Genomic DNA, 20,849 nt, shown 5'->3' with positions numbered 1-20,849 from the left:
GTTCCGTTCCTCTTGTTGCACTTTAGTATCATCTTAGCTTTATTATTACACAGAGACTCAAGTTTTGAACTTGAACTTGATTTGAAAATTTAGATTATGAACATTTTAGACGATTTAAAACTACAATATAGAACAGGTGGCATGTTGCAAAAGTTAATTTTTTGGAACATCGGTTGCTTCTTGTTATCGTTAGTGTTATTTTATAGTTTTTCAATAGGGAAATTTGAAATTCCGTATTGGATTGCCTTATCGTCTGATTTAGGAACGTTTATTAAAACACCTTGGACATTAATTACGTTTAATTTTTTTCACTACGGATTTTTTCATTTGATTTTTAATTTGCTTGTACTTCATTTTTCAGGGCGATTGTTTTCAACTTATTTCACAGATAAACAATTGCTTGGTGTTTATGTTTTAGGTGGTGTTTTTTCTGGAATTACCTTTGTGCTTTCGTATATTATTGTTGGGAGAGCAGGTTTGTTAGTTGGAGCCAGCGGTGCTATTATGGCGATTTTGCTAAGTGCCACCACTTACGCTCCTTTTATGTTGTTACGTATTCCTTTGTTTGGAATTGTAAAACTTTGGCATGTAACTTTTGTAATTTTATTACTTGATTTAATTCAATTGCCGTTAGACAACACTGGTGGTCATATAGCGCATTTGGGTGGTGCACTTTTTGGTTTTCTTTATATCAAGTTGTTACAATCGGGAACCGATTTGAGTAAAGCAATTTCGATGATTTTAGATTTTTTTGTGAATGTTTCCAAACCTAAGAAAAAAACTCCTTTCAAAAAGGTACATCGCAATACTGCAAAAAAAGCTGTAAATTCGTTTCAAGACAATAAAGACCTAACGCAAAAACAGATTGATGATATTTTAGATAAAATTAGTAAATCGGGTTATGATAGTTTAACGAAAGAAGAAAAGGAATTTCTCTTTAAAGCTGGAAAATAAATGCGCGAACAAACTTGGTTAAGTAAAATAATGTTCTTTTTTAATATAGTATTAACTGTATTGACTTTTCTTGCTTATTTGTTGCCATTTTTAGCTCCTAAAGCTTTTCCATTCTTAAGTGTTTTAACACTTATTTTGCCTTTGTTTTTGATTCTAAACTTTTTCTTTTTTATCTATTGGTTATTGCAGTTTAAACGATATATGTTGCTGTCGGGATTGGTTTTGTTATTAGGAATTACTTTTATTAATCGTTTTTACAAATTTTCGGAAACCAATCTACCAAAAGAAGAAAGTGATTTTACTCTGATGAGTTATAATGTTCGTCTTTTTAATTTGTATGAATGGCTTCCTAAAGCGGATGTACCCGAACAAATTTCAAAATTGATTGATGAGAAAAATCCAGATATATTATGTTTACAGGAATTTTCTCCAAATGAGCGTGTAAATACTTCTATGTTTCCACATAGTTTTGTGAAGTTGTATGGTGGAAAAAACAAGTATGGTCAGGCGATTTATTCCAATTTTAAGATTATAAATAAAGGAGAAATTCAATTTCCAAATTCGAGTAACAATGTTATTTTTGTTGATTTGTTGAAAAATCAGGATACGTTACGTGTATATAGTATGCATTTGCAGTCTATTAAAATTAGTACAGACATACATGAAAAATTAGATGAAGAAAAATCTAAGTTTATTTTTAAACGTATAAGTGAGGCTTTTGCCATACAACAGCAACAAGCTGAAATGATTAAAGCCCATTTTGACACTTGTGATTATCCAAAAATTATTTGTGGAGATTTGAATAATAGTGCATTTTCATATGTGTATAGAACCATAAAAGGAGATATGAAAGATGCTTTTGAAGACGCTGGAACAGGATTTGGTAAATCGTATAACTTTAAATATTATCCAGCTCGAATAGATTATGTTTTTGTAGAAAAATCAATAGAAGTGAAACAATTTAAGACTTTTGATACCTTTTTTCAGAGTGATCATTTTCCTCAAACTACGCGACTTAATTTAATAGAAAAGGCAGAGAAATAATTTAAAGTTTTTGATTTTTTAAATATTCAATGGCATATCGCCCTTCATTAAAAAGTAAATCTAAAATGCTAAGGTTATTGATGAAACCATGTTTTTCTTCAAAAACTTGTGTGTATTCTTCTAGTTTGGTTGTGTCTTTTTTTCCGTTAGTCAAATGTCTAAAATCGATATAATTTGGAACTTCGTGAAAATATTCTGTTGTTTTTTCTGTTGCTATTTTAATTCCCAAACTATCATTTACCAATTCGAAAATTTCTAAATTTAAATCCATTAGAAATTCTTGTTTTTTCTCAAATAGTGGGCGAAAATCATCTTCAAAATATTCAAAGAAAGGGGAGGTTCTATAAGCTGCTTCTAAAGATTTGAAATGGTTTTTTTGCCATCCAAAATCATTTTCAATGCGTACGTCTTTATATTTCTGATGTCTATCGTTTGTGTGTTTGATAGGAATATTTAACAACTGAACTCCGTTAGGGCTGTAGATATACATCCTATTTCTGTTGGTTTGTTTTTGAAAATTATCTTCCATTTCAAACGTAACCGAATCTGCTTGAAGCATTGCAATATAATGGCTGATTGATGGGAAATAAGTGGGATGTATAAGTATGTTTTTCATGATGCGATATTCGTTCTTTTAAAAACACGAATTTCACTAACAACACGAATTGATTTGTGTAAATTAGTGAAATTCGAGTGATAATTTGGATTAAGCTTCTTGTTTCTTCTTTTTCTTATTTCTAAAATAATCAAATGCGAAATAAACTCCCAAAGCAATTAAGAAATATTGGAAATATGATTTTGGTTGACCATCTCCTCCAACAGTTGTGAACAGTCTGTCCCAACGGATTTTATTTGCAATTCCTTTTCCATTAGAATCCCAACTCATCCAAATAAAAACAGGCTTTCCTACTATGTGATTTTCGGGTGTATAGCCATAATATCTTGCGTCTAAAGAATTATGACGATTGTCTCCCATCATCCAATAATAATTTTGTTTGAATGTGTATGAAGTAGCTATTTGTCCATTAATTCTAATTTCATTACCATTTACTTTTAAATCATTTCCTTCATATTCAGAAATTATTTTTTTGTAAAAGGGTAGCGATTTTCTATCTAATTTTACTGTAGCACCAGCTTTTGGAATGTAAATTGGCCCAAAATTATCACTATTCCACTTGTTTGTTGTTGCTATTCTACCATCTTTGAAGTCAGGGAAAATACCATCTTCGGCTTCTTGATTAATCTTTCGTTCAATAGAAGCCACTCTTGCATCCTCTTTTAGTTTTTCATATTTGTCAAAAGTTAAATTCCCATAAAAAAATGACAATGAGTAATTTAGCTCTAGTTTTCGGTATAGATCTTGGTCTATATTACCCAATACATATGATTTTAAACTATCTCTAGAAAATTCTTGAAAAGCGTAATTCTTTGTTAACTCTTCTTTTATCTGAGGTTTGTCCCAGATTTCATTTTTAATTTCAAATACTGAAGAACTTTCTCTGATATCATATTCGGTTATGATTTCTTCTGCACTATTTGCTTTTAATTTAATTTTATATAAATATTGAGGTTTCGCTCTTTCTGGGAGTATTAACTCTTTGCCATTTATAAAAACGATTCCGTCTTTAATTTGTAAAGAATCGCCCGCTATTCCCACGCATCGTTTTACATAATTGGTTTTTTTATCAATAGGTTTATTTACTCTTATATTGCTTGGATTGTACATATTGTCTAGAGTATCGCTTGGCCAATTGAAAACTACGATATCATTGTTTTTTATTTCTTGAAATTTTGGAAATCTAAAATAAGGAATCTGTGGTTTTGGGAGATAAGATAAGGTTCCGACTAGAGGAATTGAATCATGAACCATTGGTGCAGCAATTGGTGTCATTGGAGTTCTAGCTCCATAATGAAATTTACTAACAAATAAGAAATCTCCAATTAATAATGATTTTTCTAATGAAGATGTTGGAATAACAAAAGGCTGAATAAAATAGGTGTGAACTAAAGTAGCTACAACAATAGCAAAAGAAAGCGATCCTAAGGTGTCCATGGTTTTATTAGGCGCTTTCAAGTCACGATTGGCATGATATGTTGTCACTTGGGTATAATTTACATATGCTATATAAAGTCCTAGTGTAACAACCCCAAGTATCATGTCTGTAGTAGATTTTTTACCAAAGGTTCGTAAGGTTTCAATCCAAATGATTGGAAACATAAATAAGTTAATCACAGGAATGAATAATAGTAATATCCACCATTTTGGGCGGTTAATAAGCTGCATTAATACAATTCCATTGTATACAGGGACAAATGCTTCCCATGCTTTTCTATCCGCTTTTACATATAATTTCCAAGTTCCAATTCCATGAATTACTTGAACTAATAAGATAAAGAGTAACCAACCTGATATTTCCATTTTTAATATCGTTTACTTGTTAAATTGTATAATTTTTTATTTAGGATAAACCTAAAACATCTTTCATAGTGAAAACACCTTCTTTACCTACTAACCATTCAGCAGCGACAACAGCACCTAAAGCAAAACCTTCTCTGCTATGTGCAGTGTGTTTTATTTCTATTTGATCTACATTACTATCATAGAATATGCTGTGAGTACCAGGTACGTTTTCGATGCGTTTTGCTTCAATATGGATTTCATTACTAATTGGAGTTTCTAATGTCCAATTAGAATAATCTGTATGCTTGATAACGCCTTCAGCTAATGTTATTGCTGTTCCGCTTGGTGCGTCTAATTTTTGAGTATGGTGAATTTCTTCCATTGAAACATTGTATTGTTTCAAATTTGCCATCATTTTTGCTAAATATTCATTTAATTCAAAAAAGATATTTACACCTAAACTAAAGTTAGAGCCATAAATGAAACTTCCCTTTTTTTCTGTGCATAAGTCAACCATTTTTGGATAATCAGCAAGCCAACCTGTTGTTCCTGAGATTACTGGAATTCCAATGTTTAGACACGCTGAAATATTGTTAACGGCACTATCGGGAACGCTAAAGTCAATGGCTACGTCTGCACTTGATAAACCTTCAAAAGTACTGCTTTGATCTTTTTTCAATACAATTTCATGGCCACGTTCTAAAGCTATTCTTTCAATAACTTTTCCCATTTTTCCATATCCTAATAATGCTATTTTCATGAATTTTATTTGGTTTTAAACGCTAAAATGAATTTATTTCAATTTATTAGTTTTTATTGTGTTGTAAAAGTTACCAAATTATTTGTTAAAAGTATAGGTTAAAGTCATGCCATAATTAAATTTAAAGTCAATTTGATTTTGGTTAACTTCTGGTTTCAAAGATAAATTGTCATTTACGTTGAATTGCGTGAGATGTGCATCAACATTAGCATCAATAATATTTAGAATATAAATGCCTGCAGTAATAAGTGCCGATAAATCTCTATTTCTTTGATGAAATTGTTGTGCTCTTATTAGACGATCATTGTCTAGATTTCCATATATTGGATGTGGGTTAGAGGGATCGTAAGTGCCGTCGAGCCTTCTTTTGTATTCATCTCTATACTCATGATACTTTTTTTGGTTCCATGTATAGGAATAAATTCCAATCCCCATTCCAATGTACACAATAGGCATTTTCCAATATTTTTTATTGTATGCTTGACCTAATCCGGGAACTAACGCAGAAAAAAAAGCTGCTTTTGCTGGAGCATTTGGGTTCAGAACACTTCTAGTTGTATCGGCTGGGCGCAACGACAGCACTTCTTGCGAATTACCTTCAAAACACAAAAAAATAAAGCAAAATGATATTATAAAGCGTAAGGTATTCACTAAGAGTTGATTAATTTTAAAATGCGATTAAAATCTTCTTCTGAATGAAATGGAATTGTAATTTTTCCTTTACCATTTCCAGCTACTTTAACCTCTACTTTAGTACCAAAATAGTTAGCGAAAACTTTTTTGTCTTCTTCATCAATATCGAAAGAATTGGCTTTTGAAGGATTAGCAGTTTTTGGTTTTAAGCTGTCTTGATAATTTTTAACTAAAGCTTCTGTTTCTCTAACAGAAAGATTTTGAGAAACTACTTTTTGATAAATGTCACTCTGAATGTCCTGGTTTTCAATGTTGATTAATGCTCTACCATGTCCCATTGAAATAAAACCATCTCTCATACCTGTTTGAATGATTGGATCTAGTTTTAACAAACGTAGATAATTCGTAATGGTAGAACGTTTTTTACCAACACGTTCGCTAAGTTCTTCTTGTGTTAAATTAATCTCTTCAATTAATCTTTGATAAGAAATAGCAACTTCAATTGGATCTAAATCATGACGTTGGATGTTTTCTACCAAAGCCATAACTAATGATTCATTGTCATTAGCCAATCGTATGTATGCTGGAATTGTTTTAAGGCCTATTAGTTTAGAAGCACGTAAACGACGTTCTCCAGATATCAATTGGAACGTATTAAAGTCGAGTTTTCTAACTGTAATAGGTTGGATTACACCAAGTTCTTTTATAGATTTTGCTAATTCTTGTAGGGTTTCTTCATTGAAATTTGTTCTCGGTTGAAACGGATTAATTTCAATCGATTCAATATCTAATTCAATAATATTTCCTACAACTTTATCTGCATTTTTATCCTCAACTGATTTAATGTCATTTTCAGGATCTTTCAATAAAGCCGATAATCCTCTTCCTAAGGCCTGTTTTTTTATCGCTTTTGTCATCTTCTATATTATTGATTTTTTTTAATAATTTCTTCGGCTAGATTAATGTAGTTAGTTGCTCCTTTGCTAGTAGCATCGTAATTGATGATACTTTCACCAAAGCTAGGTGCTTCACTAAGTTTAATGTTTCGCTGAATTACGGTTTCAAAAACCATATCATTGAAGTGTTTCTGAACTTCTTCAACAACTTGATTAGACAAACGAAGGCGAGAGTCATACATGGTTAAAAGTAATCCTTCAATATCTAGGTTAGGATTATGAATTTTTTGTACACTTTTAATTGTGTTTAGCAATTTCCCAAGTCCCTCTAAAGCAAAATATTCACATTGAATAGGAATGACAACGCTGTCAGCAGCTGTTAAGGCATTTAAAGTTAATAATCCTAACGAAGGTGCACAGTCTATTAAAATATAATCGTATTTATCTTTTACTTTTTCCAATGCTGTTTTTAGCATGTACTCTCGATTTTCCTTATCAACCAATTCAATTTCAATAGCAACCAGATCAATGTGAGCAGGAATTACCCAAACATTAGGTGCCGAACAAGAAATTGTAGCTTCTTCAGGAGTTGCACTGTGTTCTAGTACTTGGTAAGAACCAATTTCTACACTTTCTACATCGATTCCAAGACCTGAACTAGCATTTGCTTGTGGATCAGCATCAATTAAAAGTACTTTTTTTTCTAGTACACCAAGAGAAGCGGCTAGATTAACAGACGTGGTTGTTTTTCCCACTCCGCCTTTTTGATTGGCAATTGCAATGATTTTACCCATTTGATATTTAAAAAATTTAAGTCGTAAAAATACAATTATTTATGGTTTTTTCAAGGCTAATTTGTTAACATTGGGTTAAAGTGTGTTATAACTGATTTATAGCCAGAAAAATAAGGAAATAAAAATGTTTTTGAAATGAAAAAAATGTACTGTTTGCTATTCTTTAGTAATTATTTTTATGATATTTTTCTTACTATTTTTTTTATTTTTATTTTTGGACGAATACCTGTTTTTTTCTCATCAATTACACTTTATTTTGTTTCTTTTAAAGCTTTTTTAGTGTTCTGAAATTTCGCTATAGTGGGTGCCTTCTAGCATGATTTTAGTAATATTTTTATTTCAGTTTTGAAGTATTTTTTCTTATTTGGAATCTTAGAATGAAATCAAATTTGATTCAATTTGTTTGCTGCAGCAATTAATGTTTCATCGGTTTTAGCGAAACAAAAACGAAGCATGTGTCTATCCGTATTATCATTATAAAAAACCGAAATCGGGATGGAAGCAACACCATGATTTACAATTAATTCTTTAGCAAAATCCACATCGTTTTTGTTCGAAATTTGATTGTAGTTTACCACTTGAAAATAAGTGCCATCACAAGGCATTAATTTAAAACGACTGTTTTCTATTAGATTTTGAAATAAATCGCGTTTGCGCTGGTACATTTTGGAAACTTCACTAAAATCAACCACATCTAAGTATTCCGAAATAGCATGTTGCGAAAAACTATTTACACTGAACACTAAAAATTGATGCACTTTCTTCATTTCGAACATTAAATGTTCAGGAGCAATTAAATAGCCCACTTTCCAACCCGTAACATGCAACGATTTTCCAAAAGAAGAAGCTATAATGGTTCGTTCTACTAATTTTGGACGCATATTAAATGAAATATGCGGTTGCGAAAACGTAATATATTCATAAACTTCGTCTCCCAAAATAAGAATTTGAGGATGTTTTTCTAAAATGGTTTCTAAAGTTTCAAAATCTTGTTCCGTCCAAATTCTACCTGTAGGATTGTGTGGATTATTGATGACAATCATTTTCGTTTTAACCGAAATCGCGCTTTCAATTCGGTTGAAATTGGGCGTGTAATCATCGTTTAATGAAACACGAACGGGTTTTCCACCGGCAACTAAAACCGAAGGCTCGTAACTGTCATAACTTGGATCTAAAATCAATGCTTCATCACCCTGATTTACAAACGTGTTAATCGCAGTAAAAACGCCTTGTGTAGCGCCAGCGGTAATCAACATTTCAGTTGCGGTATTGACTTCTCTACCGTATTGTTTTAAGGTTTGATTCGCAATTTTTTTCAATAACGAAGGCAAACCCGCCATTGGCGTATATTGGTGAATATTGTCTCGAATAATACGTTCCGAAATTTGCAACAAACGTTCGTCTTCAGGGAAATTGGGAAATCCTTGCGATAAATTTATAGCACCGTGCTGGTTCGCTAATTGCGACATAACGGAAAAAATACTAGTGGTGATGTTAGGTAGTTTTGACATGAAACAAAAATATAAAAAATATACACGCTCTAATTTCTTCAAATTACTTTATTTTGTGATTTAATTCTGAGATTTTGAAGATAAACATCCTAACACCGATGGAAATTGAGCGAGAAAAAGTCCTAAACGCTTTAGCTCGAATTCCTAATTTGAAGCATACGTACGAAGTAATCGTTTCTGGAATTGGTCGTGAAAGTACAGCTAAGGCAATGATGCAATTGCCAACACACGATATTTGTGTGTTAATGGGTTTTGCTGCCATTGTTGGAAAACAAACCAACTTACCCGATGATTTGCACTTAGGAAGGCCGGTCGAAATTACAAATGCATCATTATACGGCTATGAAGGCGGTTTGTTTGAAAATGGAAAACCTATTATCACAGATCCAAAATTAAATTTACCGTGCTTATCCTCTTTAACTTCCGATAAGTTTGTAAGAACAACCAATTTAGCCGAAAAAACGGTTGTAAATATGGAAGATTACACTTTTATGTATTTGAAGAAACATCAAGACTTTATCGTGCGTATCATCTCCGATTTTTTACCTCACGAAACCGAAATTGACTTTTTTGAGGAAGTAAAAAGTATTGATTTTTTAGAAGGAGTAGAAGCCTTAGAAAGTTTAGTTATTCAAAAATAGTTGTTTGTTTTTAAATTAACATAATAGTACGATTTTTGTGACTTTGGTTCATTATTTTTGCAAAAAAAATAGCATTTATGATACGTACTTTTTTAACTTTTTTGCTTTTAGCTCAAATTACTTTTAGTTTAGGACAAGCTAAATTGCATCGAATTGCATTTGATAGTAATTCAGATTTCAAAAGCTTTTTTCAAGCAACATCTAATTTCTATCCTTTGGTAAGTGCACATCGAGGAGGACCAACAACTTTCTTTCCTGAAAATTGCATTGCTACTTTCGAGAATACAATTCGTAAGGTACCAGCTGTTATTGAAACCGATATCGCATTAACTAAAGATTCAATTTTAGTAATGATGCATGATAATACTTTAGACCGAACTACAACAGGAACTGGACCAATTAATTCATATACCTACAAGGAATTACAAAGTTTATTTCTAAAAGATAATGAGGGAAATGTAACGTCCTATAAAATTGAAACGTTAGATGAAGTTTTAAAATGGGGTAAAGGAAAAGTGGTTTATACTTTAGATGTAAAAAGAGGGGTGCCATTTAAAATGATTGTTGATGCGGTAAGAAGAAATAAAGCGGAAAATTATTCCATAATCATAACGTATAATGCCAATCAAGCAGCTGAGGTAGCTAATTTAGCTCCTGATTTACTACTATCTGTATCAGCAAGAGGTAAAGATGACATAGAACGTTTACAAAACATGGGGGTCAAAACTGAAAATATGCTTGCTTTTGTAGGTACTTCTTTCCCAAAAACAGAAGTTTTAACTTACATGAAAACGCAAGGAATTACCTGTATTTCAGGAACTATGGGTAACATAGATAAAAGTGCAATTGCAAATGGTAATCATGTTTATTTAGACATTGTAAAAGCCGGTGTAATGATTATTTCAAGTGATAGACCAGTAGAGGTAGCGCAACAAATGGAAATTTATATCAAGGAAGAGAATTTGAATACGCCATTTATTAACTTGAATTAATTATTGCTATTGTTTTTTTCTTTGTGTGCGTTACATACTAATTTTTAGTTTTTTTAATAAAAAATTAAATTTATTTGGATTTTTGAAAAATTTAACGAAATCTTTGCATCAGAAAATTAATAACCTTTTAAAACGAAGAAAAATGTTTGTATTCAAATCATTACCTCAAAGCAATTCATCAGTAGGAACTGGTGTGGCTCTTCTTCGTGGCTTAACGCAATCATAGATAAAAACAACATATATGAAAAAGCCCGAAGACATTTAGTTTCGGGCTTTTTTTTGTTTATTCTAGAACCTTCAAAAAATTTTCCCGAAACGTTTTCAAAATTTTGCAATGTGCTAAGTATGCCTATTTGGTTTACTGCAGTTCATTGTTATGAATCATTTTTAAAATTATCATGGGAAATAAACTATCTGGGAAAGACTTAATTAAATTAGGCTTCCCAAAAAATAATGCAATAAATATTGCCTTAGGGCAAATTAATAGATATCGAAAAAGAGAAAAAAAGGAAAGTATTTTAACCGAAGCGAAACAAGTATTACTTCATCCAGAACAATTCAAAGGAGATGGTACTTGGGGAAAAGTAGCGGAAGGTTTAATCAATCCGGTTCAAGTAAAGTTTAACGAATTAAAAACTACTCGAGTGCCTTTTTCCATCTTTGGAGAAAACGAAATTGACGAACAAGCAAAGTTTCAATTGTACGATGCTTTAAAATTACCAATTGCAGTTAAAGGTGCCTTAATGCCCGATGCACATTCTGGTTATGGATTGCCAATTGGTGGCGTTTTAGCAACCGAAAATGCAGTGATTCCGTATGGAGTTGGAGTAGATATTGGTTGTAGAATGAGTTTGTCGATTTTCGATTTACCAGCGTCTTTTTTCAAAGGAAAAGACCATCAATTACAAGCCATTTTGAAAGATAATACCAAATTTGGAATGAGTGAAACGCATAAAACGAAAGCAGATCACGAAGTATTTTATCGAGACGAATTCAAAACCATTCCATTGCTTAAGCAACTGTTAGACAAAGCTTACAAGCAGTTAGGTTCATCTGGAGGAGGAAACCATTTTGTGGAATTCGGTATTGTGAAATTAGACAATCCATTACCAGAATGGAAATTGGAAGCCAAAGAGTACGTTGCGGTTTTATCGCACAGTGGTTCAAGAGGATTGGGTGCCAATATTGCCAAGCATTATACGTATTTGGCAAGTAAGCAATGTCCGTTACCAAAGAATGTGCAACATTTAGCTTGGTTGGATTTGAACACGCATGATGGTCAAGAATATTGGATGGCTATGAATTTAGCTGGAGACTATGCTAAAGCGTGTCACGAAGATATTCATAGAAGATTGGCTAAAGCATTAGGAAAACGTATTGTGGTAACTATTGAAAATCATCACAATTTTGCTTGGAAAGAACTAGTAGATGGTAAAGAATGTATCGTGCATCGAAAAGGGGCAACTCCAGCGGCCAAAGGACAATTGGGAATTATTCCCGGTTCGATGACTGCACCAGGATTTATTGTAATGGGTAAAGGAAATGAAGATAGTTTGCAATCGGCTTCACATGGGGCGGGTCGTTTGTTTTCGAGAGCGAAATGTAAAGCTACTTTTACGCAAAGTCAGATTAAAAAAGTCTTGGCGGATAATGATGTGACGTTGATTGGCGGAAATATTGATGAAGCGCCGATGGCATACAAGAATATTCATACTGTCATGAATTTACAAACCGAATTAGTAGAGGTGTTAGGGACTTTCACACCGAAAATTGTTAGAATGGACCGATAAGATGGAGAAGATCATTCAAATTACCTCAGGGAGAGGGTCTGCAGAATGTACTTGGGTAGTAGCACAAGTATTGAAAAAAGTGTTGCAAGAAGCAGAAGCACTTGGCTTAGTAGCGACTGTCTTGCAACGCGAAGCAGGTTCGGAAAATGGGACGGTAGCTTCGGCTATGGTTCAAATTACAGGAAATGAAGCGGAAGAGTTTGTAGCTTCATGGGTAGGAACCATTCAGTGGATTGGAAAAAGTACGTTTCGAAAGTTTCACAAGCGAAGCAATTGGTTTATTGGAATCTTTGAAGGGGATACAATTCAATCGAATACTTTTTCTGAAAAGGATATTCAATATCAAGCTATACGAAGTTCGGGAGCGGGTGGACAGCATGTGAATAAAGTGAGTTCGGCGATTCGAGCGACACATGTGCCAACAGGAATTAGTGTGGTGAGTATGGATTCACGTTCGCAACATCAGAACAAGAAATTAGCGACTGAACGTTTGTTACTCAAACTAAATGAAGCTCAATTGAATCTTTTGAAACAACAATTTCAAACTCAATGGACAAATCAATTAGCGGTAGAACGAGGAAATCCGATACGAACTTTTGAAGGTTCTGATTTTAAGAAACTCAAAGTAGAAAAGAAATTTAAAGCTGTGCGACAGCAATTAAAAAACGAATTAAAAAATGAAAAATATAGATAAATACTTGTTTCAGGCTTTGGATAACTATCCTTATTCCTTGGAAGAAACCATTGAGTCTTTAGATTATGCCATGTCATACGATTCTAAAAATACAACAGCATTATGTTTGTATGGAAGAATTCAAACAGAGCAATTGCAAAATTATGAGGAAGCAAAACGTTATTTTCAAGAAGTTTTGGCAATTAATATGGATGCCGTAGCAGTATATCCTTATTATATTGAAACCTTACTTTTAAATGAGGATTATGAAGAAGCTTCTAAGTTAATTGACTTTGCTTTAACCGTGAAAGGGATTAATAGGATGGTAATTCTTCTCAAGAAAGTCCAATTATTAGAGCGTCAAGCAACTATTAAAGCAGCTTTAAAATTAATAGATGAGGTTAAATGGAATACATTTACCAATGAAACATACGAAATCGATGAGGTTGAAAAACGTCTAAGAGCAAAAAAAGAACTTTTGAAACCAAAGAAAAAAGAGAAGTCTGAGAAATCTAAAAAGAAAAGAAAAATAAGAAACTAATTTTTAAGGATAAAATATTTTGATTATTCGAATGTAAGTTTTTACCTTTAAATTTAATATCTAAACATTACACAATGAATATCTTAAAAACCATTTCCTTCTTCGCGATATTGAGTTTGGGATCTTGTGCTTCAAACAAAGAGCAGGTTGATTTAGTAGTCAAAAATGCCAAGGTTTATACTGTAAATGATTCTTTTGAAATAGTTGAGGCTATTGCTATTCTGGATGGGAAAATTATTTTTACGGGCACAACTCAAGATTTAGACAGTAAGTTTGAAGCCAAAGAAACAATTGATGCTAAAAATCAATTTGTTTATCCGGGTTTTTATGATGCCCATGCCCATTTGTATCGTTTTGGACTCGATATGCAAATTGTGGATTTAAAAAACACCAAAAGTTTTGATGAAATTATTGAACGTATTGTAGCGTTTCAAAAGGAAAAGAAAACAGCCTTTATTCAGGGTAGAGGATGGGATCAGAATGATTGGTCAATTAAGGAGTTTCCTTCTAGAGCGAAATTGGATGAGTTGTTTCCAGATATTCCTGTGGTTTTAACAAGAATTGATAATCATGCGATGCTTGTAAATGGAAAAGCACTCGAGTTAGCGGGAATTACCACACAAACCAAAATTGAAGGAGGACAAATTGAAGTGATTGGAGGAGAAATGACTGGTATTTTAGTTGATAATGCTATGGGTTTGGTGAGTGCTATTATTCCAGAACCTAATAGACAAACTAAGATTCAGGCTTTAGTTGATGCTGAAAAAAATGTTTTTAATTATGGAATAACCACTATAAATGAAGCGGGTTTAGATCGAGAGATTATTGAATTAATTGATAGTTTACAAAAAGCAAATGTTTTGGATTTGAACATTTATGCAATGGTTAAAACGTCTAAAGAAAACTTAGATTATTACACCAGAAAAGGAATATATAAAACAGACAAGTTAAATGTTCGTTCTTTTAAATTCATGGGGGATGGTGCTTTAGGTTCAAGAGGCGCTTGTTTGCATTTGCCTTATTCAGATAAGCCTAAACAGTTTGGTGCTTTGTTAAAACCCATTGAGGCGATTGAAAGCATTGCAAAACAAATTGCAAATTCAGATTATCAAATGAATTCGCATGCTATTGGTGATTCTACCAATACAGTATTAATGAAAATTTATACTGATGTTTTAAAAGATAAACCGAACAGGAGATGGCGTATTGAACACTCGCAAATTATGAGAGAAACAGATTTCGATTATTTTGCGAGGGGAATTATTCCTTCTGTTCAACCAACACATGCTACTTCAGATATGTATTGGGCAGAAGAAAGAGTTGGAAAAGATCGAATAAAACATTCCTATGCGTATAAAAAAATATTGCAAAAGGCAGGTTTAGTGGCGTTAGGGACTGATTTTCCTATTGAAGAGGTCAATCCAATGCTTACTTTTCATTCAGCGGTAGCCAGAAAAGATTTGAATAATTATCCTGCCAATGGATTTCAAATGGAAAATGCTTTAACTCGAGAAGAAACATTGAAAGGAATGACTATTTGGGCTGCATACTCCAACTTTGAAGAGCAAGAAAAGGGAAGTTTAGAAGTTGAAAAATGGGCGGATTTTACAATTTTTTCAGAAGATATCATGACAATACCAATTGCAAAGGTACCCTATATTTTACCAACTCAAGTTTTTATTAAAGGAAAGAAAGTAAAATAGCGGTTACGGAAGTTACACATGAATGATGAATTTAAATAATAAAACCAGCTGTAAAGCTGGTTTTTTGTTGGTATATTGATTAAATGAGGTTTACTCCTCCAATAAAACCTCTAATATCGTAATTGCGGCATCGCTAATTTTAGTTCCAGGACCAAAAACAGCTACTGCTCCAGTGTCGAATAAGAATTGGTAGTCTTGTGCTGGGATAACGCCACCAACAATTACCATAATATCTTCTCTTCCATATTTTTTTAGTTCTTCAATCACTTGTGGTACTAAAGTTTTGTGTCCCGCCGCTAACGAAGAAACGCCTAAAATGTGTACGTCGTTTTCCACCGCTTGTTTTGCAGCTTCTTGTGGCGTTTGGAATAACGGACCAATGTCCACGTCAAATCCAACGTCGGCATAACCTGTTGCTACAACTTTCGCACCACGATCGTGACCGTCTTGTCCCATTTTCGCAATCATAATACGAGGACGACGCCCTTCTTTCTTCGCGAAAGCATCGGCTAATTGTTTTGCTTTTTCAAAACTTTCGTCGTTTTTAATTTCTTTACTATACACGCCGCTAAAACTTCTAATTTGTGCTTTATATCTTCCAAAAACTACTTCTAAAGCATCACTAATTTCGCCTAATGTAGCTCTGTTTCGTGCTGCTTCTACTGCTAAAGATAGTAAATTTTCACCACCATTTTTAGCGCTCTCGGTTAATTTTGCTAAACATTCGGCAACTTTAGCATTATCGCGAGTCGCTTTAATTTGGTCTAAACGTTCAATTTGTTGTTTGCGCACCATTTGGTTATCCACATCCAAAATATGTAATGGATCTTCTTTTTCCAAACGGTATTTGTTCACTCCAACAATGATATCTTGACTACTGTCGATACGGGCTTGTTTGCGCGCAGCCGCTTCTTCAATTCTTAATTTTGGAATACCCGCTTCAATCGCTTTGGTCATGCCGCCTAATGCTTCTACTTCTTCAATTAGTGCCCAAGCTTTCTCAGCAATTTCAGCTGTTAAACTTTCTACATAGTAACTTCCTGCCCAAGGATCCACCGTTTTGCAAATTTTGGTTTCTTCTTGTAAAAAGATTTGGGTATTACGAGCAATTCGAGCGGAGAAATCGGTTGGTAAAGCAATCGCTTCGTCCAAAGCATTCGTATGTAACGATTGCGTTCCTCCAAAGGCTGCTGCCGCTGCTTCAATAGCAGTTCGAGCTACGTTATTAAAAGGATCTTGCTCGGTTAAACTCCAACCCGAAGTTTGGCAATGCGTTCTTAAAGCTAATGATTTTTCGTCTTTTGGATTGAATTGTTTTAATAGTTTTGCCCAAAGCATACGACCGGCACGCATTTTTGCAATTTCCATAAAATGATTCATTCCAATCGCCCAGAAAAACGATAGGCGAGGAGCGAACGTATCAATATCCATTCCCGCTGCTAAACCGGTACGAATGTATTCCAAACCATCTGCTAAAGTGTAAGCTAATTCAATATCTGCAGTAGCTCCCGCTTCTTGCATGTGGTAACCCGAAATCGAAATCGAGTTGAATTTTGGCATGTTTTTACTCGTATATTCGAAAATATCCGCAATAATTTTCATTGAAGGCGTTGGTGGATAAATATAGGTATTTCGCACCATGAATTCCTTCAAAATATCATTCTGAATCGTTCCCGACAATAGGTTAGGAGCAACGCCTTGTTCTTCTGCTGCTACGATGTAGAACGCCATAATAGGTAAAACCGCACCATTCATCGTCATCGAAACCGACATTTCACCCAACGGAATTTGGTCGAAAAGTACTTTCATATCTTCCACCGAGTCAATCGCAACTCCAGCTTTTCCAACATCACCAACAACTCTTTCGTGGTCTGAGTCGTAACCTCTGTGTGTAGCTAAATCGAAGGCAACGGATAAACCTTTTTGTCCAGCTGCTAAATTTCTTCTGTAAAAAGCATTACTTTCTTCCGCAGTAGAAAATCCCGCATATTGACGAATCGTCCAAGGTCGGCGAACGTACATGGTTGCGTAAGGTCCGCGAAGATTTGGTGCAAAACCAGCTCCAAAACCAAGATGTTCTAAAGTAGCAATATCTTCTTTAGTGTAAGTTGATTTTACTTCAATTCCTTCGGCAGTTGTAAACTTTTGTTTCAAGTTTAACGTTTCAGGTTTCAAGTTTTTGGATTTCTCCAAAGTTAAATGTTGTATGTTTTTTCTCATAGTTATAAAACTATTTTGGGTATTTTTTGGTGCTTCTAGATGTATGAAAGCAACTTAATATTTTTATTTCTTTATTGTGTTCGTCAATTTCAAAAATTAATATAAAAGGAAAAACTTTTAGAGGAATCGACCTATATGATTTATATTTAATTTGGAAATGAGGATTTATACTTAAAACTTTATATGCTTCTTCAAGTTCTTCCAAGAATCTGATCACAATCTCAATAGTTATGGCTTCATAAAAGTCGGTAATTTTTTCAATATCATTAATTGCTAATGGCGAAACAATAACCTTATATTCCATATTTTTTCTTCAATCTGTTTATTGATTCTTCTCCTGAAATGAAGTCTTCTTTTGGTTGATTGGCTCTAAAATCCAATAACTTTTTATCTTCGTCAGATAAAGTATTATCATCAAATTCAATTCCAATTGAAGGATTCTTCAAATAGTTTTCGGTTCGTTCTCTAACTTCATCAATTTGCCATTGTGGAATTTGATATTCCTTGGAAGTTGGAAGAATAATAACTTCTACTTCTTCTGCATTAAAATCTTCAGGTAAAGTAATGTTTACTTGATGATTTTTTACTTTTACAAATCTTCTAATTGCTTCCATGGTCTTCTTTTTCTGAAAGTTACGAAATTATTCTGAAGCTAATCGTTCTTGTTCTAATTTTTCAGCCAAACGTTTTTCGATAATCGGTGTGATTAGCGTTTTTCTGGCGTTTTGTTTTACGAAAGGATACAATTCCAAGTCGTTTTTCATTTGGTCGTTTTTGTTTGGATACTTGTTGGTTCCCAATAAAACTTCTTTCCCTGAATCGAAAAGTTCTTGTTCTTTTTGAGCGCTTTCGTTGATTTTTCTTTGGATAGTTCCATCAATTAATTGCGAAATCAAACCGCCATTTTTCTCGATGTCTTTGAATAATTCCAAGGCTTTTTCGGCTAATTGTTCTGTTAACGTTTCAATATAATAAGCACCATCAGCTGGATTATTTACTTTATCGAAATAACTTTCGTGTTTTAAAACTAACAATTGGTTTCTCGAAATTCTATCGCCAAACTCGTTGTCTTTGTGATAAATGGCATCGTAAGCTAAATTCGCAACTGCATCAGCTCCACCTAAAATGGCAGACATACATTCGGTAGTCGTACGCAACATGTTTACGTTGTAATCGTATAAGGTTTTGTTGCGTTTTGTTGGAGTTGCTATGATATGACAATCAAAATTATGATTGTATTCTGATGCTAATGTATTGAATAAAATGCGTAACGCTCTTAGTTTAGCAATTTCAAAAAAGTAATTTGTTCCAACAGCTACTTCAATTGTAATCGGTTGGTTAATAGCTGGAATTCTATTGAAATATTCGTTTGCTTGTGCTAAAGTGTAAGCCAATTGTTGTACGATATTCGCGCCAGCATTTTGATAAATTCCGCTTGAAATAGTTAAAAACGGGACAGTTGTTTTTGAAGCTATTGTATTAAGCTTTTCGAAATCTTTTTCAAGGTTTTCAAACCAATTTCCGTCCTTTGCTAATTGTTCGATTGGGTCATTTTGAATAAAAATGTTGGCTTTATTTTTTGATGCAAATTCATTAATTTTATTTGAAAATTCAACAGAAAGAAAAGGTAAATCGAAATAATAATTCACATTTTCTAACGGAAGATTTTGCATCAATTCTTCAATAGAAACAGAATCATTTTCTAAAGTAAAACGAACGCTTTCTGCTCCTCTTTGTAATGTTTCTAGCGCACGAGCATTCGATTTTTTTACTTCGTGAACAAAAATATTTTGAACTATTGAAAAAGGTTTTGCAGATGAAATAGCATTTGAAGCAATCGAATCTTCATCGTTATGATAAAAAGGTTTTACTTTAATGCCTTCTGGACTTTCCCAAACTAAGGTTTCGTTGTAATCAGCACCTTTTAGTTCGTATTGAATTTGTTGCTTCCATTGTTTAGAAGAAACGGCTTCAAAATCGGAAAATAAATTGTTATTAGCCACGAATTATATGTTTAATTGTTACTAGTTGTTTTTTCGGCAGCAGCTTTCTTTTCGTCTTCAAATTCGATGATATAGATGTCTTCGTTATCGCGTTTCATGAAATATTTCTCGCGCGCATATTTTTCGATTCGGTCATCGTTTTTCAATTCTTTGATTTTTGTGCTGTCTTTTTTGATTTCAGTTTTATAATACTGAATATTATTTTCAATTTCTTCAATTTCCTTATCTAAAACACGATGTTCTAAATAGGAATAATTGTCAAAGAAAAGCATCCAAACCGTAAAAAGAATTAATACCAAAATGTAGCGATTCATAATGAACGCTAAAAAAGGATATTTGGCAATTAAATTCTTTATTTTTGTCATTATGCAATTCTTTGGTTGATTACGGCACGCACTACATCAATAGCTACCGTATTGTATTTGTCATTTGGAATAATGATGTCAGCGAAAGCCTTTGTAGGTTCAATAAATTGCTCATGCATGGGTTTTAATGTGGTTTGATAGCGATTCAAAACTTCTTCCATGTCACGACCACGTTCTGCAATATCACGTTTTAAACGACGAATTAAACGTTCGTCTGAATCTGCGTGAACGTATACTTTGATATCAAACATATCTCTTAATTCGGGATTCGTTAAAATTAAAATTCCTTCCACTATCATTACTTTTCTTGGATGTGTGATGATTTTATCGTCAGTTCTATCATGTGTAACGAAAGAGTAAACGGGTTGTTCAATTGTTTTTCCAACTTTCAAATCTTTAAGATGGGCTACTAACAATTCGAAATCAATGGCTCTAGGATGATCAAAATTTATTTTAGTGCGTTCCTCATAACTCAAATGGTGTGTTTCTTTATAGTAAGAGTCTTGAGAGATGATGCCTACTTCTGTTGCAGGTAACTCATTCATAATCTGATGAACAACTGTTGTCTTTCCACTTCCGGTACCACCGGCAATTCCAATAATTAGCATATAAAAGGTTGTCTTTTTTAATTTTAGCAAAAATAGAAATAATATTCTAAGTGTTTTTTGTTTTTGGTTAGAAAGTTTGTGCTTAATCGGCTAAAAAATATAGTTTGAATAGTACTGAAGATTTATTTCAAAAAAAGAATTGATTTGTTTGGAACAATAGAAATTAGTCCTATATTTGCACTCACAAATTCGGGGTGTAGCGTAGCCCGGTTATCGCGCCTGCTTTGGGAGCAGGAGGCCGCAGGTTCGAATCCTGCCACCCCGACAAAACCTTCTTGAAACTTCAGGAAGGTTTTTTTATTTCAAAAAACTATACACTT

General features: G+C 33.3%; 21 protein-coding genes and 1 tRNA gene. 9 read left to right on the top strand and 13 right to left on the bottom strand.

Features of this window, described 5'->3' with window-relative positions; all coding sequences use genetic code 11:
- Positions 1-96: 96 nt before the first annotated feature.
- Both BUE95_RS00735 and BUE95_RS00730 read left to right on the top strand, forming a co-directional pair.
- Positions 97-954 (top strand): rhomboid family intramembrane serine protease, encoded by an 858-nt coding sequence (locus tag BUE95_RS00735; protein WP_073580508.1) that lies wholly within the window; start codon positions 97-99, stop codon positions 952-954.
- A complete protein-coding gene (locus BUE95_RS00730; protein ID WP_073580506.1) occupies positions 955-1,998 on the top strand; it encodes an endonuclease/exonuclease/phosphatase family protein in 1,044 nt (347 codons plus the stop codon).
- A 1-nt stretch (position 1,999) separates the two neighbouring features.
- Here BUE95_RS00730 and BUE95_RS00725 read toward each other — a convergent pair whose 3' ends face one another.
- The 7 genes from BUE95_RS00725 to BUE95_RS00695 form a co-directional block, all read right to left on the bottom strand.
- On the bottom strand, positions 2,000-2,614 hold the full coding sequence (locus tag BUE95_RS00725) for a WbqC family protein (protein WP_073580504.1): 615 nt from the start codon (positions 2,612-2,614) through the stop codon (positions 2,000-2,002).
- A 90-nt stretch (positions 2,615-2,704) separates the two neighbouring features.
- Positions 2,705-4,417 carry a signal peptidase I gene (gene lepB / locus BUE95_RS00720; protein ID WP_073580502.1) on the bottom strand — a complete coding sequence of 571 codons (1,713 nt, stop codon included), beginning with the start codon at positions 4,415-4,417 and terminating at the stop codon, positions 2,705-2,707.
- A gap of 40 nt (positions 4,418-4,457) precedes the next feature.
- Entirely contained in the window at positions 4,458-5,159 is a 702-nt protein-coding gene (gene dapB, locus BUE95_RS00715) for a 4-hydroxy-tetrahydrodipicolinate reductase (protein WP_073580500.1), read from the bottom strand.
- A 78-nt stretch (positions 5,160-5,237) separates the two neighbouring features.
- Positions 5,238-5,810: a DUF5683 domain-containing protein gene (locus BUE95_RS00710; RefSeq protein WP_084530206.1), complete on the bottom strand. Its 573-nt coding sequence runs from the start codon at positions 5,808-5,810 to the stop codon at positions 5,238-5,240.
- Positions 5,810-6,709 (bottom strand): ParB/RepB/Spo0J family partition protein, encoded by a 900-nt coding sequence (locus BUE95_RS00705; RefSeq protein WP_073580498.1) that lies wholly within the window; start codon positions 6,707-6,709, stop codon positions 5,810-5,812. The genes BUE95_RS00710 and BUE95_RS00705 overlap by 1 nt, the downstream gene beginning before the upstream one ends.
- Positions 6,710-6,717: 8 nt before the next feature.
- Positions 6,718-7,482, bottom strand: a complete 765-nt coding sequence (locus BUE95_RS00700) for a ParA family protein (RefSeq protein WP_073580496.1) — start codon at positions 7,480-7,482, stop codon at positions 6,718-6,720.
- A 383-nt stretch (positions 7,483-7,865) separates the two neighbouring features.
- On the bottom strand, positions 7,866-8,993 hold the full coding sequence (locus tag BUE95_RS00695; RefSeq protein ID WP_073580494.1) for a methionine aminotransferase: 1,128 nt from the start codon (positions 8,991-8,993) through the stop codon (positions 7,866-7,868).
- A gap of 74 nt (positions 8,994-9,067) precedes the next feature.
- On the opposite strand from BUE95_RS00695, the gene BUE95_RS00690 reads away from it, so the two are divergent.
- The 6 genes from BUE95_RS00690 to BUE95_RS00660 all read left to right on the top strand — a co-directional run bounded on the left by BUE95_RS00690 (position 9,068) and on the right by BUE95_RS00660 (position 15,333).
- Positions 9,068-9,634, top strand: a complete 567-nt coding sequence (locus BUE95_RS00690; protein ID WP_234977614.1) for a hypothetical protein — start codon at positions 9,068-9,070, stop codon at positions 9,632-9,634.
- Positions 9,635-9,711: 77 nt separating this feature from the next.
- Complete coding sequence (locus tag BUE95_RS00685) at positions 9,712-10,626, top strand: glycerophosphodiester phosphodiesterase family protein (RefSeq protein WP_073580490.1); 915 nt, start codon at positions 9,712-9,714, stop codon at positions 10,624-10,626.
- A gap of 398 nt (positions 10,627-11,024) precedes the next feature.
- Positions 11,025-12,416, top strand: a complete 1,392-nt coding sequence (locus tag BUE95_RS00675; RefSeq protein WP_073580486.1) for an RtcB family protein — start codon at positions 11,025-11,027, stop codon at positions 12,414-12,416.
- Between the two features lies 1 nt (position 12,417).
- Positions 12,418-13,110 (top strand): peptide chain release factor H, encoded by a 693-nt coding sequence (prfH, locus tag BUE95_RS00670; RefSeq protein WP_073580484.1) that lies wholly within the window; start codon positions 12,418-12,420, stop codon positions 13,108-13,110.
- Entirely contained in the window at positions 13,094-13,630 is a 537-nt protein-coding gene (locus BUE95_RS00665; RefSeq protein WP_073580482.1) for a tetratricopeptide repeat protein, read from the top strand. The genes prfH and BUE95_RS00665 overlap by 17 nt, the downstream gene beginning before the upstream one ends.
- 74 nt (positions 13,631-13,704) lie before the next feature.
- Positions 13,705-15,333, top strand: a complete 1,629-nt coding sequence (locus tag BUE95_RS00660; protein ID WP_073580480.1) for an amidohydrolase — start codon at positions 13,705-13,707, stop codon at positions 15,331-15,333.
- A 90-nt stretch (positions 15,334-15,423) separates the two neighbouring features.
- On the opposite strand, the gene scpA is transcribed toward BUE95_RS00660, so the two are convergent.
- From scpA to udk, 6 genes are read right to left on the bottom strand one after another with little or no spacing between them, the layout of a single operon-like run.
- Positions 15,424-17,553 (bottom strand): methylmalonyl-CoA mutase, encoded by a 2,130-nt coding sequence (gene scpA, locus BUE95_RS00655; protein ID WP_073580478.1) that lies wholly within the window; start codon positions 17,551-17,553, stop codon positions 15,424-15,426.
- Between the two features lie 10 nt (positions 17,554-17,563).
- Entirely contained in the window at positions 17,564-17,857 is a 294-nt protein-coding gene (locus BUE95_RS00650) for a type II toxin-antitoxin system RelE/ParE family toxin (RefSeq protein ID WP_073580476.1), read from the bottom strand.
- Complete coding sequence (locus BUE95_RS00645) at positions 17,847-18,167, bottom strand: hypothetical protein (protein ID WP_073580474.1); 321 nt, start codon at positions 18,165-18,167, stop codon at positions 17,847-17,849. The genes BUE95_RS00650 and BUE95_RS00645 overlap by 11 nt, the downstream gene beginning before the upstream one ends.
- 27 nt (positions 18,168-18,194) lie before the next feature.
- Positions 18,195-19,556 carry a methylmalonyl-CoA mutase subunit beta gene (locus BUE95_RS00640; protein ID WP_073580472.1) on the bottom strand — a complete coding sequence of 454 codons (1,362 nt, stop codon included), beginning with the start codon at positions 19,554-19,556 and terminating at the stop codon, positions 18,195-18,197.
- A gap of 11 nt (positions 19,557-19,567) precedes the next feature.
- On the bottom strand, positions 19,568-19,921 hold the full coding sequence (locus BUE95_RS00635; RefSeq protein WP_073580470.1) for an FtsB family cell division protein: 354 nt from the start codon (positions 19,919-19,921) through the stop codon (positions 19,568-19,570).
- Positions 19,921-20,529: a uridine kinase gene (udk, locus tag BUE95_RS00630; protein ID WP_073580468.1), complete on the bottom strand. Its 609-nt coding sequence runs from the start codon at positions 20,527-20,529 to the stop codon at positions 19,921-19,923. Before udk ends, BUE95_RS00635 begins: the two co-directional genes overlap by 1 nt.
- Before the next feature lie 190 nt (positions 20,530-20,719).
- Between udk and BUE95_RS00625 the strand changes: the two genes are divergently transcribed.
- Positions 20,720-20,794, top strand: a tRNA-Pro gene (locus tag BUE95_RS00625).
- Positions 20,795-20,849 lie beyond the last annotated feature (55 nt).

It is taken from the genome of Flavobacterium cucumis (genome assembly GCF_900148835.1).
Classification (GTDB): Bacteria; Bacteroidota; Bacteroidia; order Flavobacteriales; family Flavobacteriaceae; genus Flavobacterium; species Flavobacterium cucumis.
The sequence above is the reverse complement of the archived record's forward strand: the minus strand, read 5'-3'. Positions and strand labels throughout refer to the sequence as shown.

Bases quoted from the DNA above. Each gene is read 5' to 3' on its own strand.
- BUE95_RS00735 (WP_073580508.1), top strand. From the start codon at position 97: ATGAACATTTTAGACGATTTAAAACTACAATATAGAACAGGTGGCATG.
- BUE95_RS00730 (WP_073580506.1), top strand. From the start codon at position 955: ATGCGCGAACAAACTTGGTTAAGTAAAATAATGTTCTTTTTTAATATA.
- BUE95_RS00725 (WP_073580504.1), bottom strand. From the start codon at position 2,614: ATGAAAAACATACTTATACATCCCACTTATTTCCCATCAATCAGCCAT.
- lepB (WP_073580502.1), bottom strand. From the start codon at position 4,417: ATGGAAATATCAGGTTGGTTACTCTTTATCTTATTAGTTCAAGTAATT.
- dapB (WP_073580500.1), bottom strand. From the start codon at position 5,159: ATGAAAATAGCATTATTAGGATATGGAAAAATGGGAAAAGTTATTGAA.
- BUE95_RS00705 (WP_073580498.1), bottom strand. From the start codon at position 6,709: ATGACAAAAGCGATAAAAAAACAGGCCTTAGGAAGAGGATTATCGGCT.
- BUE95_RS00700 (WP_073580496.1), bottom strand. From the start codon at position 7,482: ATGGGTAAAATCATTGCAATTGCCAATCAAAAAGGCGGAGTGGGAAAA.
- BUE95_RS00695 (WP_073580494.1), bottom strand. From the start codon at position 8,993: ATGTCAAAACTACCTAACATCACCACTAGTATTTTTTCCGTTATGTCG.
- BUE95_RS00685 (WP_073580490.1), top strand. From the start codon at position 9,712: ATGATACGTACTTTTTTAACTTTTTTGCTTTTAGCTCAAATTACTTTT.
- BUE95_RS00675 (WP_073580486.1), top strand. From the start codon at position 11,025: ATGGGAAATAAACTATCTGGGAAAGACTTAATTAAATTAGGCTTCCCA.
- prfH (WP_073580484.1), top strand. From the start codon at position 12,418: ATGGAGAAGATCATTCAAATTACCTCAGGGAGAGGGTCTGCAGAATGT.
- BUE95_RS00665 (WP_073580482.1), top strand. From the start codon at position 13,094: ATGAAAAATATAGATAAATACTTGTTTCAGGCTTTGGATAACTATCCT.
- BUE95_RS00660 (WP_073580480.1), top strand. From the start codon at position 13,705: ATGAATATCTTAAAAACCATTTCCTTCTTCGCGATATTGAGTTTGGGA.
- scpA (WP_073580478.1), bottom strand. From the start codon at position 17,553: ATGAGAAAAAACATACAACATTTAACTTTGGAGAAATCCAAAAACTTG.
- BUE95_RS00650 (WP_073580476.1), bottom strand. From the start codon at position 17,857: ATGGAATATAAGGTTATTGTTTCGCCATTAGCAATTAATGATATTGAA.
- BUE95_RS00645 (WP_073580474.1), bottom strand. From the start codon at position 18,167: ATGGAAGCAATTAGAAGATTTGTAAAAGTAAAAAATCATCAAGTAAAC.
- BUE95_RS00635 (WP_073580470.1), bottom strand. From the start codon at position 19,921: ATGACAAAAATAAAGAATTTAATTGCCAAATATCCTTTTTTAGCGTTC.
- udk (WP_073580468.1), bottom strand. From the start codon at position 20,529: ATGCTAATTATTGGAATTGCCGGTGGTACCGGAAGTGGAAAGACAACA.